This window comes from Agrobacterium sp. 16-172Ci (assembly GCF_053522725.1).
Genome location: NZ_JBNWBW010000035.1, coordinates 1 through 14,088, shown reverse-complemented (window position 1 = coordinate 14,088; position 14,088 = coordinate 1). Strand labels below are relative to the sequence as shown.

Genomic DNA, 14,088 nt, shown 5'->3' with positions numbered 1-14,088 from the left:
AATGGGCATGCGCTAGCGATCTGTTCCGAGGATAAAGCCGCAGAAATCGGAACGCCGCCACGATCTCGCCACCCGCCGCGATGTCTGCCCTATCAAAATACCATTCAAAAAAAAGCCCGGCTCGAGAGCCGGGCTTTCCATCACTGACAATGTCAGATCAGATTAGAACGTGCGCTGAAGGCGAACGAAACCAACCCAGCTGTCGCCAGCGCCGGTGTCAACACCTTCGGTGCCGTCGACGTCCTGGTAGTTAACCGAAACGAGCGTGGAGAGGCCCTGGGTGATCTTGTAGCCAACAGCTACACCAGCGCGCCATGCATCGCGGTCGCCAACGAACTGGTTGTCAGCACCGATGTCGATCGTACCGAAGTACTGGACGCCGGGGGTGATGGTCAGCTTGTCGGTTGCCTTGATTGCGTATTCAGCAGCAACGGTCCACTCAGACTCTTCGTAGTACTTGTTCGCGCCAGAAGCCCAAACGCCGGAGAGGCCAAACGTGCCCGGGCCGATGTCAGCCGTGACGATACCGCGGATTGCGCCTTCTTCTGCGTCGGTGTCGTAGCCGCCGAGCAGGTTAGCGTTTACGCCGCCGAACTTGGCGCCAACGATAGCGGAGATGCCAACGTTGTTCGGGTTTTCGAACGAACCGCCCTTTACGAAGTCTGCAGAGATGTTGGAAGAGCCACGAGCAGCGTCGAGTTCTTCAACAGCAACGCCAACGTAGAAGGAGCCAGCGTCGTAGGTGTAACGGATAGCGTTCAGACGAGTCTGGTTCGAGCTGAGGCTGTCAACTTCGCCGGAGAGACCATCATCCCACCAGTTGTAGTAGTAACCGACCTTCAGGCCGCCGAGCTCGATGAAAGCCTGGTCGACAACAACGCCACGGCTGGAGTCGTTATTAGCCTGACCGCGCAGACCGATGTAGCCACGCAGAGCGCCGAGCTCGGTGTCCGTGCGGGTGTCGATGTTGAACTGGGCGCGCGTGAACGAGTTCCAGTCAGACGTACCGGACAGGTTACGGCCGAAGTCGGTCTGGAAACGGATGTAACCGTCGAACTTCAGGCAGGTTTCGGTGCCGGGGATGTAGAAGAAGCCGGTGCCGAAAGCGTCGCAAACGCGAACGTATTCCAGGGGCTCAGGCTCAGCAGCGACGATAGCGTCGGCAGCGTGAGCGCCGGATACTGCTGCGAGAGCCGCAGCGGAGCCGATCAGAAGGCTCTTGATGTTCATGGTTGACCTCCAGTCAAAGTTTTTAAGTGGGTCTGGGTACTTTCGCTGAAGGACAGCATTCCCTGCCCCATTCCCGTGTTCTTAGAAGCCAAACGATCCACCGCCTCGCTTCTGGTGGTGAAAATACAAAAGGTTTCGCCGCTTGCAATCGCCAACATCCGATAAATAGCATTTACGTATATGCTTCATTTCGGTTTGTTGCGGAAACAACACACAGTGCGCAGCCGGCCCGCAGTCGGCTTTACCATGCGTTAAGAAATTGCTTGAAAATCCGTTAGTTAGCGAGGTTAACAAGGTCTTTCTAAACTACCGGCTTTTTCGGCGAAGCCTTGCCTCGCCGGGCAAGGATGATGGAAACTTTTGCTTCCTCACACCCCTGCACCTGACACTCCTTCGCAGCGCGCATGAAGAAACGATGGAAAAACCCATGCCGTTTGCCGCCCGATTCCCCGCAGAACGATTCGAAAGACTCGCCGCATGTCGGTTACGATACCGACACGCCGCTATCCCTCTGGTTTGCCGCGAGAACTGATTTGATGACATGACGTCGCGTTTGACGATTGCCCGTCAATATCGGCAGCAGCCGATTGTCGCGCGTGTCAATTCGAAACAGACGGAAGAACAAGCGACATGCGGAGACCGTCGCCAAAGCGCTGCGGCGGTGGCTTGGTACTGGGATCGATGGGGCTGGGATTTTCCGGTCTTGCGCCGAAGTGGCGGAGAGGATGGGATTCGAACCCACGATACGCTTTTGACGTATACTCCCTTAGCAGGGGAGCGCCTTCGACCACTCGGCCACCTCTCCGGTGCGGCCTGATTATTGCGTAAAAAAAATGATTGCAAGGCTTTTTCGCCAAGAAGCACAAAAACCTGTTGGCTGAACATCCTCCTGCGAAACTTTGCGGGCCTTTCGGGAACTTCTTGCAGGCCGGCACGTTCTGCCTTCGGTAACAAAAGAGGTGTTCTAATGGCTCAGACCAAACTGAATGTTGTCGAAGACACGATCGAAAACCAGATTGCGGAGCTGCGTTCGCAGATCTCGTCCCTCTCCAAATCCGTATCCGCCCGCGCGGAAGGTGTGAGCGAGGATGCGTCCGAATTTCTGGATGAGGCGCGCGGACGCGTTCGCAAGGCCGCGCATAATGTCCGCGCTCAGGGCCAGAATGTCGTGGAAGCCGTCAAGGAAAATCCCGGCACGGCGACCTCCCTGCTGACGATCGTTGGCGCACTCGGTTTTGCCATCGGTTATGCGGTTGGCGCGAGCACGCAGCAGAACTCGTCGAACAGCAGCCTTTATCGCTGGCGCTGATCGCCTGACCGAATTAAAATTGAGGCAAGGCGGGTCTATCCTGCCTTGCCTTTTCTTACTGGTTTGAAATGTGATGAATGGGGGCGGATATGCAATTCACCGACGATATTGAAGCGGCTCTGTCGGATTTTGCGAGGGATCATGGCGTCGAAAGGGATGAGGCCATCCAGCGCATCATTCGCGCCGCCCTTATCAATAGCGGTTATCTCGCCTCCGGCGAAGAAGGCATTCCGCCGGAAAAGCTGAACGCCAGCAACGACGACTGAATTAATAGCCAGACCGTGATGGTGCGGGCGCCGCTCCGCCCTTGTAACGAGCCGACAGCGCACGCAGGGTGCTGGCAAATTCCGTCACATCCGCGCCGACGGCCACGAAGGACGCGCCGAGTTCGAGATAGCGGCGATTATAGGTTTCGTTGAAGGTGAGAATACCGGCGGCCTTGCCGGCCTTGACGATCTTGACGATGGCCGCCTCGATCACTGCCTGCACTTCCGGCTCATCTATCCTGCCGAGATAGCCCATATCGGCGGCCAGATCCGCGGGGCCAATGAAGACACCGTCCACGCCCTCCACCGCAAGAATATTGTCGAGGTCGTTGATCGCCGCGCGCGTTTCGGCCTGCACCAGCAGGCAGACGCTGTCCGAGGCGCTGTCGGCATAGTCGGTTATCGTGTTGAAGGCGGAAGCGCGGGCAACGGCAGCACCCATGCCGCGAATGCCGCGCGGCGGATAATGCATGGCGCTGACCAGATCCTTCGCCTGGTCAGCCGAATCGACCATCGGCACCAGAAGCGTGCGCGCACCCGCATCCAGAAGCTGCTTGATCATCCAGCTTTCGCCAACCGGCACGCGCACTACCGGTTCGGCAGGCGATGTGGCAAGGGCGCGCAGCTGATCGATGATGCTGCGCAGATCGTTCGGCCCATGCTCGCCGTCGATCACCAGCCAGTCGAACCCCGCCGTACCGGCGATTTCCGCCGTGATCGCCTCGCCCATATCGAGCCAGAGGCCGATCTGCGGCTTGCCGGCATGGATGGCGGTTTTAAAACGGTTTTCGGGAGCAGGCATGATGTCCTCAGGAAAGCAGTAATTTCAGATCGGCGGAAGCATCCGCCAGGATGGCGCGATCCGGCTCCGCGCCGGTATCGAGCAATTTCTTGCCCGCGACATAGGCCTTGGCATCGTTGACGGCATCCACCGCCACGAATCGACCGTCGCGGAAATACCATACGGACCAGCTGCTCTCACGCGCGCCCTGCCTCAGCATCGTCTCGTCGTAACCCAGGTTGAAGCCGGCAATCTGCAGCTTGGCGTCATATTGATCCGACCAGAACCATGGCTTCGGATCATAGGCGGCTTCAGCCCCGGTCAGCACGGCAGCGGCCGCCTCGGCCTGATCGACTGCGTTCTGTACCGATTCGAGACGCACATGCTGGCCGCGCCAGGGCAGCAGGGCGCAGTCGCCCACCGCATGAATGGCGCTGTCGGAGGTGCGGGTGTGGTCGTCCACCACGATGCCATTGCCGACATCAAGGCCCGATTCGCGAGCGAGGCGATCATTCGGCGTCACGCCGATGCCGACAATCACAAAGTCCACATCCAGCGTCGAGCCGTCGGAGAGTTCGGCGGCGGCCACCCGGCCGTCCATGCCGACAAGGCGCACAAGGCCGGTCTTTTCGCGAATGGAAACGCCGTGAGCCTGGTGGATGCCGCGCATGATATCGGCGGTTTCCTTCGCCGCCACACGCTGGAGAATGCGGTCGGCCATTTCGATCAAGGTCACTTCGAGGCCGAGCTTGCGCGCGACGGCCGCTGCTTCGAGACCGATATAACCGCCGCCGATCACCAGCAGCCTGCGGCCCGGCTTCATCTCCTCCATAAGCCGGTCGGCATCGCGCTTGTCGCGCACGGTCAGAACGCCTTCCAGATCGCCGCCAATGCTGGCGGGCAGCAGGCGGGGAGCAGCCCCGGTCGCCAGCACCAGCCTGTCATAGGAAAGCGTGCTGCCGTCCTGCATGCGCAGGGATTTGGCGGCTCGGTCTATCTCCTCAACCCAGGTGGAAAGCCGGATATCGACATTGTTCTCCGCGTACCATTCCTCCGGCCGGAACATCAGCCGGTCGAAGCTCATCTCGCCGAGGAGGTATTTTTTGGAGAGCGGCGGCCGCTGGTAAGGATAGGCATCCTCGGAACCGACGATGGTGATGGGGCGCTCATCCTTCAGCGCCCGAAGCTTCGACGCCAGCGCGAAAGCGGCCTGCCCCGCCCCGACGATTACCAGCCTTCCCGTCACAGTCCACTCCCAGAAGAATCACGAAGCGCCGGTCCTGCCGGGTCCCGCGATGCGATATTGCAAGGTTCAGGCGTAACGCCAAGTACGGCCCCAGTCAACACCAGCCCCGTGCAAGCGTGACGCAGTATCAGCACAGGCTGCAACCGGATGGGGCCGAATGCATTTCCATAGCGGAAACATCGGCTTCCGAAGGGAAGATTGGTCGAGATCGAGACACAGAACAGACAATTGCGCGGATTTCCTTCATGCCCTGGCAAGGAAGCGGCGTTAAAATCGGCATCAAAAGAGGCAATCCGGGAGGTTGTCATGGCTTTGCATATGGATCCCCGTCAGAACGTCCCCCAGGACGAGATGTACGAGAAATTTCAGATCGACCGGCCCGGCAAGATCACCTTCATCGGGCATCATCTCAGCGCCAAGGACACCATGCGCTGCCTGGTGCGGACCATTTCCCTTTACGGCGCGGAACTGGATGTCAGTCCCGATCTGGAAATGCCGGCCAATTTCTATCTGGAAATTCTCGGTATCCGCGACGAGATCGGCTGCACGCTGATCCGCCGCGAAGAGGAAAAAGTGACGATCGGCTTCAATATGCTGATCGATGCGGAGTTCCTGCACCATGTGCGACGCCTGAGCTTCGAGACCAACGCGTGACCCCGACATGACAGGCCGATGGCTGTTCCGTCTCCTCGCCGGGACGTAAAATTCTGTTCCAAAACAGTCGTGCCGGGACCGGCTGCGCCTTGCGTCCGGTTTTTTTGCACCTATTGTGAGCCGGGTTTAAACACAGGTACCGGAACTCTCAGCCAATGTCAGCCTTTTCCCGCCTCACGCCGCTTGCCGCTTCGCTTCCCTCAACCGTTCCCTTCGTCGGCCCCGAAGCCATCGAGCGCAACCGCGGCCTGAAGGTTGAAGCGCGTATCGGCGCCAATGAGAGCGGCTTCGGCCCCGCCCCTTCCGTGCTTCTGGCCATGCGCGATGCGACGGCCGAGACCTGGATGTACAGCGATCCGGAAAATTATGAGCTGAAGGAAGCGCTTGCCATCCACCATGGCGTTGCACGCGGCAATATCGCCATCGGCAGCGGCGTCGATGGGCTGCTGGGTGAGATCGCGCGGCTGATCGTCGAGCCGGGCACGCCTGTCGTCACCTCTTTTGGCGGCTACCCCACCTTCAATTACCATGTGAACGGTTTTGGCGGGAAACTCGTGACCACACCCTATGTCGACGATCACGAAGACCTTGACGGGCTTCTCGATCTCGTCATCCGGGAAAATGCGCCGCTCGTTTATTTCGCCAATCCCGACAATCCGATGGGAAGCTGGTGGGAAGCGAGCGAAGTCGTCGCCTTTGCCCGTGCATTGCCCGAAACCTGCCTGCTTATTCTGGACGAGGCCTATTGCGAAACCGCGCCTGCGAGCGCCGTTCCGGCCATCGATGCGCTGATCGGCCAACCGAACATCCTGCGCATGCGCACCTTCTCGAAAGCCTATGGGCTGGCGGGTGCACGCGTGGGTTACGCCATCGGCACGCTCGGCAATGTCGAAGCCTTCGACAAGATCCGCAACCATTTCGGCATGGCGCGCATTTCGGTCGCCGGCGCTTTGGCGGCCCTGAAGGATCAGGACTATCTGCGTGAAGTCGTTGGTAAAATTTCTGACGCCCGTGAGCGCATTTCGGTAATCGCGCGCAATAACGGCCTTTCCCCGCTCCCCTCCGCTACCAATTTCGTCACCATCGATTGCCACCGCGACGGGGCTTATGCCCGCGCCATCGTCGATGGGCTGATGGAACATGGCGTCTTCATCCGCATGCCGGGCGTCGCGCCGCTCAACCGCTGCATTCGCGTGAGCGTGGGGCCGGGTGACAAGCTCGATCTGTTCGAGCAGGCGCTGCCGAAGGTTCTTAAGTCGATCGGCTGATATCGAGTGCCGTCATTCCGGCCTTGAGCCGGAATCCAGCGCGATCAAGTCCTTGATCGCGAAAGACCCTTTCACGCCGCAGACGCGGCGTGGCTGGATGCCGGATCAGGTCCGGCATGACGGAAGAAGGAAGCGATTCGAAAACCGCACCTGTCATGCCTGCCGTAGCGGTTTCATCCTCATCACAGGATGATGCGAATGCGATTCAACATCCGCCCGCAAGCCCCTGCCCGCGAATCGTTTTCCGACGAAGCGACATCGCCAAACATAAGAAAACCGCGCCGGCCTTGTTCCTGCCGGTCGCGGTTTGATGTGTCAGCGCAAAAGCCCTTTTCAAAGCCCTCGCCGCGTTCCCCTTCGGGTTTACTTTCCTTTGCGCCGGTCATCGGGACTGGAGGGAACCGGGCCGGCAATCTCAATAATGGCTGGGTCGATCAGTGCATCGTCATCCAGTCGCGGGCGGCGCGCAGCGCTTCGGCCAGTTCCGATTTGGTCATGTTGCGGGCGAGATCGGCGCGCAGCGAAGCGGCTCTTTCCGATCCGCGGATCGCGGCGATGTTGAGCCATTTATGGGCGGCGATCAGGTCCACCTTGCAGCCCCGGCCGGTCGCATAGACCAGGCCGAGATTGCAAAGAGTGTCGGCGCGGGTTTCGCCACCGGCAGCCATTTCGATATCGCGAATTTCAAAGCGTGCCATTGTTTTAATCCCTGTCCTTCTGCCTGTTTCATCATTCGCCTTCTTGTCGAGGCCATCGTCCGGACCTGCCGTCTTTTGCGGCTTTTTTGTCCTTTCGTCCGGCAGGCTTTCCCTGCGCTTTTGATGAGTTCACTATGCCACGGGGCCTTCAACGGTCGCTTAAAAGGCATGATTAATGGGCCGCAAACAAACTGCAAACGATTGGTAAAATTGGGTTTTCGTTAAATATCACGAGCCGCGGAAATTAAGGACTTTGCGGCGAATTTTACGAAAAGTTTAGAATTGGATTTAAACCCTTCCTTCACCACGATCAAAACAGCGATTTTCCAATTCTTCCTCTTTCGCTCGTCCCGCCGCTGCAAATGCCGCGCCGGAGCCGCAAATTTCTGTTTCCTTTTACGTGAACGTCAAATACTATCCGCCCTGCCCGTCATGAGGATGAAACGGGCACAGGATAGCGCGGTGCAAGGAGCAATCGTTGCGCCGCAGGCGGCTTGGGCCAGAGATGGCGCATTCGCCCGCCAAAAGGGTTTGATCTGCGCATCGCGTCTTTGGGCCGCCGGCTCGAGGAAGCCTGCGCGCATTTCGGGAGGAATTTTATGAAGCGTATAATGACGATTGCCGCCGCCCTCATGCTGAGCGGCAACCTTGCCTTCGCCGCCGAGGCAATCGAAGGCAACTGGAAGACCGCCAGTGGCGAAACTGCCGTGATCGGCCCCTGCGGCGGCGCCTTCTGCGTGACGCTGAAGACCGGCAAACACGCCGGAAAACAGATCGGCAAGCTTTCCGGCAAGGGAAACAGCTATTCGGGTGAAATCACCGATCCCGCCAATGACAAGACCTATAGCGGCTCCGGCACCGTTTCCGGCAACTCGCTGAGCATGAAGGGCTGCGTGCTGAAGGTTCTGTGCAAATCGCAGACCTGGACGCGGCTGTAATCGACAGGGCGGCGGGCGGGCTTCTGTCCTGCCGCCTGCGGTCCCGCGCCTGACGGTACGGTGCGCTGCCCAAGGATTACGTTCGAGACTGCGGGCGCAAGCGGCATGGAAGCCATATATCCGTTGATGTATCGTTGCGCCCAACACCAACGAGAGCGACGCATGCGCCCCACCCTTTCGACAATGCTGATTGGGGGCACCTCGCATGTCGGCAAAAGCACCCTTGCCGGCCTGCTGAGCGAAAGGCTGCGCTGCGAGGCAATATCGACCGACAGTCTCGCCCGCCATCCGGGCAGGCCATGGCCGGGCATTCCGGCACCGGTGGAAGAATATTACACACGGCTCTCGGCGGAAACGATCCACTGGTTCCTGAAGATACATCATCAGAACATCTGGCCGCTGATCCGCACGATGATCGATAGCAGGTCCGGCACCGGCACTCCCACGATCTTCGAGGGGGCGGCGCTGCGGCCGGAATTCATCTCGCCCCTGCTTGGCGGCGAGGTCGCCGGTGTCTTTCTCCACGCCGGCAATGATTTTCTTCTCGAGAGAATGCGCTCTCACGCCCGCTACGAAGATGCAGCGGCTGAGAAGCGGCGGATCATCGACGCCTTTATCGAGCGTTCGTTGCGGGAAAACACGGACATGCTGGCATCCGCGCAGGAGCACCGCGTGCCGGTTGTCGATGTGACGCAGCCTCAGGCATTCGAGACCCTGCTGACCGATCTTGCGGCACGTGCGGAAGCCGCTCTGTCCTGATCGAAAATCGCGTGGCCCGCGAGATGGCCGGCGCCATTGCGGCATCAATCTGCCATGTCACCGCCTGTTAACATCCCTGAATGCCATATGAACCGGGGTCTCAGGGTCCGTTCAGTCCGAGTGTGGCAAAACTCTGTCCATCAACTCCAATAAGGGGAATGGACATGGCAAAGCTGATCAGCCGACTGGCAATCTTCGCGTTTCTCATGGCGATCTTCGCCATGTCCTTCGCCTCGCTCGTCGTTAATCCGAACCGCAGTTTCCAGCGGGTGAATGCAGGCGCGGCAATCGCCTGCCAGCACAGCCCCTCGCCCGCCGCCAATTGCCCCGTCGTGTTGTGAGGACAGGCCGATGACGACAAGTTTTTCCAACGGCCTGTTTTCCGCGCTGCGGCTGGTGCTGATGGCGTCGATCTTTCTCGGTCCGGTCGCCGGACTTGCGGTTTACAAGGCCGATCCCCGCCCCGCCTCCAAGGGCGCCGGCTTCGTGCTTTTGATGAGCCTGCAGCGCGGCGCGCTCGGCTGAAATTTTCCGCCGACCCGCCGTTATTCGAACTGCCCTTTTTGCGTTTCTTTTCAGTTTCTTCGTATTTCTGTCGCTTGCCTGTCGAAATTGGCCTCTTATAATGGGCCATGACAATAGCAAAACGAACGATTCCGCCCCTCACCTTCATCAGCCCCGAGCCTTTCGCGCCGCAGTCCTTCACGGACCCGAAAGAAGCTGTGGCGGCTTTGACCGCGCTTTACGAACGCAATACGGCGTTCCTGATCAATTCCTTCACCGAGCTTGCCAAGGGCGCGCCGATTGCCGGGCGCTACCGCGCCTGCTATCCGCAGGTGAGCCTTGAGACCGCCACCTTCGGCCATGTCGATTCGCGTCTCTCCTACGGCCATGTCACCGCCCCCGGCGTTTACACGACGACCATCACCCGGCCGGAGCTTTTCCGCCATTACCTTAAGGAACAGCTGGGGCTTCTAATGAAGAACCACGGCGTTCCGGTCACGGTTTCGGAATCGGCCACGCCCATTCCGCTGCATTTCGCTTTCGGCGAAGGCGCCTATGTCGAGGCGGCGGCGGCCTCCTCGCTGTCCGACGTGCCGCTGCGCGATCTGTTCGATACGCCCGACCTCAACAATACCGACGATCTCATCGCCAATGGCGAATATGATCAGGTGCCGGGCGAACCCGCGCCGCTCGCGCCCTTTACCGCGCAGCGCATCGACTATTCTCTGGCCCGCCTCAGCCACTATACGGCGACGAGCGCCAACCATTTCCAGAACTTCGTGCTGTTCACCAACTACCAGTTCTATATCGATGAATTCGCCGCATGGGCGCGTCAGTTGATGAAGAATGGCGGCGAGGGTTACACGGCTTTCGTGGAGCCGGGCAATATCGTCACCCCCGCCGGTTGCGACAAGCCGGAAACGGATGCCGTGCTCGCGCGCCTGCCGCAGATGCCCGCCTATCACCTGAAGAAAAAGGGCCATGCCGGCATCACGCTGGTCAATATCGGCGTCGGCCCCTCCAACGCCAAGACGATCACCGACCACATCGCCGTGCTGCGCCCGCATGCCTGGCTGATGGTTGGCCACTGCGCTGGCCTGCGCAACAGCCAGCGGCTTGGCGATTATGTTCTGGCGCATGCCTATGTGCGTGAGGACCACGTTCTGGATGACGACCTGCCGGTCTGGGTGCCGATCCCGGCGCTTGCCGAAGTGCAGCTGGCGCTGGAAGGCGCCGTGGCGGAAGTTACCGGCTACGAGGGCTTCGAGCTGAAGCGCATCATGCGCACCGGCACCGTCGCCACCATCGACAACCGCAACTGGGAGCTTCGCGATCAGGCTGGCCCCGTCAAGCGCCTGTCGCAGTCGCGCGCCATAGCGCTCGACATGGAATCGGCCACCATCGCCGCCAATGGCTTCCGCTTCCGCGTGCCCTACGGCACCCTGCTCTGCGTTTCCGACAAGCCGCTGCATGGCGAACTGAAACTGCCCGGCATGGCGACGGAGTTCTACCGCACCCAGGTCGCCCAGCATCTACAGATCGGCATCCGCGCCGTGCAGAAACTCGCGGCCATGCCCACCGAAACGCTGCATTCGCGCAAGCTTCGAAGCTTTTACGAGACGGCGTTCCAGTAAAAACAGATATCGCGGAAAGCGTCCTTGGTGTATTATTTCGAAAATCGATACACCAAGGAGTTTTCGATGCGCACCAACATTGAACTCGATGACGCCTTGCTCGCCGAGGCGATGGAAATCACCGGCCTTTCGACAAAAAAGGCAACGGTGGAAAAGGCGTTGCGCGATCTGGTGCGCATTCATCGTCAGATGCGCGCCCTCGATGCGTTGGAGGGCATGGGCTGGGAAGGTGATCTGGACGAGATGCGGACGGATTGGGATGCTGAGACGGACTGGGATGTGAAGAACGCCAAATGATCGTAGCAGATAGCTCTGCCTGGATTTCATTTATTCGAAAAGACGCGCCTACCCTCTCCGCCAAGTTTCGCGCCTTAATGGCGCAGGGCGAAATTCTGATCGGCGATATCATTCTTCTTGAGGTGCTTAGAGGCGCGCGTGACGGTCATCATGCGCGCCGACTTGAGCAGATGCTGGGCGAATTTCCCTGCGTCGCGATGATGTCGCCCCAGCTCGCCATCAAGGCCGCCGCCAATTACCGCTTCCTGCGGGAGCGCGGCTATACGATCAGAAAAAGCAACGACCTCATTATCGGTACCTACTGTATCGAGCACGGGCACACGCTGTTGCAAAATGACCGAGACTTTCAGCCGATGGCCGATCATCTCGGTCTACGACTGGCGTGAGCCTCAAACCACCTTCACCGTCCCTTCCACCCGCACCGGAAAATTCACGGAGCGCGCAATGAAGCATTTGTCATGCGCATCATGGTGCAGCTCATCCGCCCGGGCGGCATCCCCCTTTGAAATGGTGATGACCGGCTTCAGCACCACTTCGCTGAATTGCCCCGCGCCATCCTTTTCCATCACCAGCGTGCCTTCGGCATTGTCGACATAGTCTTCAACGATGATGCCGTTGACCGAGCAGAAATGCAGGTACCACAGCTTGTGGCAGGCCGAGAGCGAGGCGACCAGCAGGTCTTCCGGGTTCCAGCGGGAGGGATCGCCGCGGAAGGCGGGGTCGGAGGAGCCGGCGATGTCAGCCTTTCCCGCCGTGGAAATCGTGTAGTCGCGTTCATAGTCGCGATAGCCCGACGTTCCCTTGCCGCGATTGCCCGTCCATTTCACCTGAACGGCGTAATGATGTTCCTGTCCTGCCATGTTAGTCCTCCCTAAGAGTTTTTTCGTCGCATTTTCCGGACGTAAAACCGCTACGCCCTTTTACTGGAAATGCTCCCGCGTATCGCGCAGGTGGTCGAGCCCCTTGCGCAGCGTTTCTATGATCTCATCCACCTCCGAGCGGCTGATCGTCAGTGCCGGTGAGGCCAGCATGCGGTCGCCGGTGGCGCGCATGACGAGGCCGTTTGCCAGGCAATGGTTGCGCACGGCGGTTCCGATGTCGTCCGGCTTGGCGAAACGCCGGCGCGTCGCCTTGTCGGCGGTAATCTGCAGGCCGCCCATCAGGCCGACGTTCACCACCTCGCCGACCAGTTCGTGATCCGTCAGGCTTTTCCAGCCCTCGGAGAAATAAGGGCCGATATCGTCGCATACCCGTTCCACCAGTCCCTCCTCCTCGATGATGCGGAGGTTTTCCAGGGCGGCGGCGGCGCAGACGGGATGGCCGGAATAGGTGAAACCGTGGTTGAAGTCACCGACCTCGGACAACATCACCTCCGCCACACGATCCGAGACGATGACGCCGCCAATCGGCAGGTAACCGGAAGACAGCCCCTTGGCAACGGGCGCAAAATCCGGCTCCACGCCGAAATGCTGATAACCGAACCAGGAGCCGAGACGGCCGAAACCGCAGATCACCTCATCGGAGACGAGCAGGATGTTGCGCGCCTTGCAGATGCGGGCGATTTCCGGCCAGTAGGTTTCCGGCGGCACGATAACACCGCCGGCGCCCTGAATGGGTTCGGCCACGAAAGCGGCGACATTTTCCTCGCCGAGTTCATCGATCTTCGCTTCCAGTTCGCGCGCCACCTTCAGGCCGAATTCGGCCGGTGAAAGATCGCCGCCCTCGGCATACCAATAGGGCTGGCCGATATGGGCCACGCCCTCGATCGGCAGGTTGCCCTGCTCGTGCATCCATTTCATGCCGCCGAGCGAAGCGCCCGCCACCGTCGAGCCGTGATAGCCGTTGCGGCGGGCAATAACCTTCGTCTTCGTCGGATGGCCGAGCGCCTTCCAGTAAACCCGCGCCATGCGGAACCAGGTATCGGTCGCTTCCGAACCGGAATTGGTGAAGAACACATGGTTCATCTTTGGCCCGGCGCGCGAGGCGATCTTCTGCGCCAGAAGCGTCGCGGGCGGCGTGGTGGTGCCGAAAAACGCGTTGTAATAGGGCAGTTCGTTCATCTGGCGCTGCACGACATCGGCGATCTCGCGGCGTCCGTAACCGATATTCACGCACCAGAGGCCGGCAAAGGCGTCGAGATATTTCTTGCCGGTGCTGTCATAGATGAACACCCCTTCAGCGCGCTCGATGATGCGGGTGCCGGCGGCGTTGAGCTTGCCCATGTCGGAAAAGGGGTGGAGGTGATGGGCGGCATCGATGGCGGCAAGATTGGACATCGGCTTGGAGATTTCATTCATGACAGATCGCACTCCCATAAAGGCAGCGGCGCTCACGCCACCGCGCCCGCCGAACATGGCCGGGCGGCTTCGATTTGGCAAGGCTGGCGTTTTTTAGGGGGCGGCTTGGACGAACGGGTGCGGCTGGGTTTCTTCTCCCCGCCGGGGAGAAGGTGGCCCGAAGGGTCGGATGAGGGGGCTAGCTCTCCGAATATCTCTACCGTAGCC

At 59.8% G+C, this 14,088-nt stretch carries 18 protein-coding genes and 1 tRNA gene; 11 read left to right on the top strand and 8 right to left on the bottom strand.

Annotated elements, in window-relative coordinates:
• Positions 1 to 162: 162 nt before the first annotated feature.
• Together ACQZ40_RS23570 and ACQZ40_RS23565 are read right to left on the bottom strand one after the other, a co-directional pair.
• Complete coding sequence (locus ACQZ40_RS23570; RefSeq protein ID WP_304982391.1) at positions 163 to 1,230, bottom strand: porin; 1,068 nt, start codon at positions 1,228 to 1,230, stop codon at positions 163 to 165.
• 714 nt (positions 1,231 to 1,944) lie between these two features.
• Positions 1,945 to 2,035: transfer RNA gene (locus ACQZ40_RS23565), tRNA-Ser, on the bottom strand.
• A gap of 162 nt (positions 2,036 to 2,197) precedes the next feature.
• On the opposite strand from ACQZ40_RS23565, the gene ACQZ40_RS23560 reads away from it, so the two are divergent.
• Positions 2,198 to 2,539: a hypothetical protein gene (locus tag ACQZ40_RS23560; protein WP_065654142.1), complete on the top strand. Its 342-nt coding sequence runs from the start codon at positions 2,198 to 2,200 to the stop codon at positions 2,537 to 2,539.
• 89 nt (positions 2,540 to 2,628) lie between these two features.
• Positions 2,629 to 2,805, top strand: coding sequence for a hypothetical protein (locus tag ACQZ40_RS23555; protein ID WP_162856870.1), 177 nt, complete (start codon positions 2,629 to 2,631; stop codon positions 2,803 to 2,805).
• Between the two features lies 1 nt (position 2,806).
• Here the strand turns inward: ACQZ40_RS23555 and ACQZ40_RS23550 are convergent, their stop codons facing one another.
• Both ACQZ40_RS23550 and ACQZ40_RS23545 read right to left on the bottom strand, forming a co-directional pair.
• Entirely contained in the window at positions 2,807 to 3,607 is an 801-nt protein-coding gene (locus ACQZ40_RS23550) for an aldolase/citrate lyase family protein (RefSeq protein ID WP_127758296.1), read from the bottom strand.
• Between the two features lie 7 nt (positions 3,608 to 3,614).
• Positions 3,615 to 4,832 (bottom strand): NAD(P)/FAD-dependent oxidoreductase, encoded by a 1,218-nt coding sequence (locus ACQZ40_RS23545; RefSeq protein WP_448748762.1) that lies wholly within the window; start codon positions 4,830 to 4,832, stop codon positions 3,615 to 3,617.
• Between the two features lie 306 nt (positions 4,833 to 5,138).
• On the opposite strand from ACQZ40_RS23545, the gene ACQZ40_RS23540 reads away from it, so the two are divergent.
• Both ACQZ40_RS23540 and ACQZ40_RS23535 read left to right on the top strand, forming a co-directional pair.
• Complete coding sequence (locus ACQZ40_RS23540) at positions 5,139 to 5,486, top strand: hypothetical protein (protein ID WP_035240153.1); 348 nt, start codon at positions 5,139 to 5,141, stop codon at positions 5,484 to 5,486.
• 155 nt (positions 5,487 to 5,641) lie between these two features.
• On the top strand, positions 5,642 to 6,754 hold the full coding sequence (locus ACQZ40_RS23535) for a pyridoxal phosphate-dependent aminotransferase (RefSeq protein ID WP_448748761.1): 1,113 nt from the start codon (positions 5,642 to 5,644) through the stop codon (positions 6,752 to 6,754).
• Between the two features lie 182 nt (positions 6,755 to 6,936).
• Here the strand turns inward: ACQZ40_RS23535 and ACQZ40_RS23530 are convergent, their stop codons facing one another.
• Both ACQZ40_RS23530 and ACQZ40_RS23525 read right to left on the bottom strand, forming a co-directional pair.
• On the bottom strand, positions 6,937 to 7,140 hold the full coding sequence (locus ACQZ40_RS23530; protein ID WP_125144603.1) for a hypothetical protein: 204 nt from the start codon (positions 7,138 to 7,140) through the stop codon (positions 6,937 to 6,939).
• A 48-nt stretch (positions 7,141 to 7,188) separates the two neighbouring features.
• Positions 7,189 to 7,452 carry an SEL1-like repeat protein gene (locus tag ACQZ40_RS23525; RefSeq protein ID WP_003524109.1) on the bottom strand — a complete coding sequence of 88 codons (264 nt, stop codon included), beginning with the start codon at positions 7,450 to 7,452 and terminating at the stop codon, positions 7,189 to 7,191.
• A gap of 599 nt (positions 7,453 to 8,051) precedes the next feature.
• On the opposite strand from ACQZ40_RS23525, the gene ACQZ40_RS23520 reads away from it, so the two are divergent.
• The 7 genes from ACQZ40_RS23520 (at position 8,052) to vapC (ending at position 11,970) form a co-directional block, all read left to right on the top strand.
• Positions 8,052 to 8,390 carry a DUF2147 domain-containing protein gene (locus tag ACQZ40_RS23520; protein ID WP_003524108.1) on the top strand — a complete coding sequence of 113 codons (339 nt, stop codon included), beginning with the start codon at positions 8,052 to 8,054 and terminating at the stop codon, positions 8,388 to 8,390.
• Positions 8,391 to 8,552: 162 nt separating this feature from the next.
• A complete protein-coding gene (locus ACQZ40_RS23515; protein ID WP_448748760.1) occupies positions 8,553 to 9,149 on the top strand; it encodes a hypothetical protein in 597 nt (198 codons plus the stop codon).
• A gap of 158 nt (positions 9,150 to 9,307) precedes the next feature.
• Positions 9,308 to 9,490 (top strand): hypothetical protein, encoded by a 183-nt coding sequence (locus ACQZ40_RS23510; protein WP_020809511.1) that lies wholly within the window; start codon positions 9,308 to 9,310, stop codon positions 9,488 to 9,490.
• A 10-nt stretch (positions 9,491 to 9,500) separates the two neighbouring features.
• Positions 9,501 to 9,674, top strand: a complete 174-nt coding sequence (locus ACQZ40_RS23505) for a hypothetical protein (RefSeq protein ID WP_003509979.1) — start codon at positions 9,501 to 9,503, stop codon at positions 9,672 to 9,674.
• A 107-nt stretch (positions 9,675 to 9,781) separates the two neighbouring features.
• Complete coding sequence (gene amn, locus ACQZ40_RS23500; RefSeq protein WP_078054232.1) at positions 9,782 to 11,287, top strand: AMP nucleosidase; 1,506 nt, start codon at positions 9,782 to 9,784, stop codon at positions 11,285 to 11,287.
• A gap of 66 nt (positions 11,288 to 11,353) precedes the next feature.
• Positions 11,354 to 11,584, top strand: a complete 231-nt coding sequence (locus ACQZ40_RS23495; protein WP_003524105.1) for a type II toxin-antitoxin system VapB family antitoxin — start codon at positions 11,354 to 11,356, stop codon at positions 11,582 to 11,584.
• Positions 11,581 to 11,970 (top strand): type II toxin-antitoxin system VapC family toxin, encoded by a 390-nt coding sequence (gene vapC / locus ACQZ40_RS23490; protein ID WP_065654148.1) that lies wholly within the window; start codon positions 11,581 to 11,583, stop codon positions 11,968 to 11,970. The genes ACQZ40_RS23495 and vapC overlap by 4 nt, the downstream gene beginning before the upstream one ends.
• A gap of 3 nt (positions 11,971 to 11,973) precedes the next feature.
• On the opposite strand, the gene ACQZ40_RS23485 is transcribed toward vapC, so the two are convergent.
• The gene (locus tag ACQZ40_RS23485; protein ID WP_065654149.1) at positions 11,974 to 12,444 is read right to left on the bottom strand and encodes an OsmC family protein; all 471 of its coding nucleotides are present in this window, start codon (positions 12,442 to 12,444) and stop codon (positions 11,974 to 11,976) included.
• A gap of 60 nt (positions 12,445 to 12,504) precedes the next feature.
• Positions 12,505 to 13,881, bottom strand: a complete 1,377-nt coding sequence (locus tag ACQZ40_RS23480; RefSeq protein WP_198939221.1) for an aspartate aminotransferase family protein — start codon at positions 13,879 to 13,881, stop codon at positions 12,505 to 12,507.
• Positions 13,882 to 14,088: the final 207 nt, after the last annotated feature.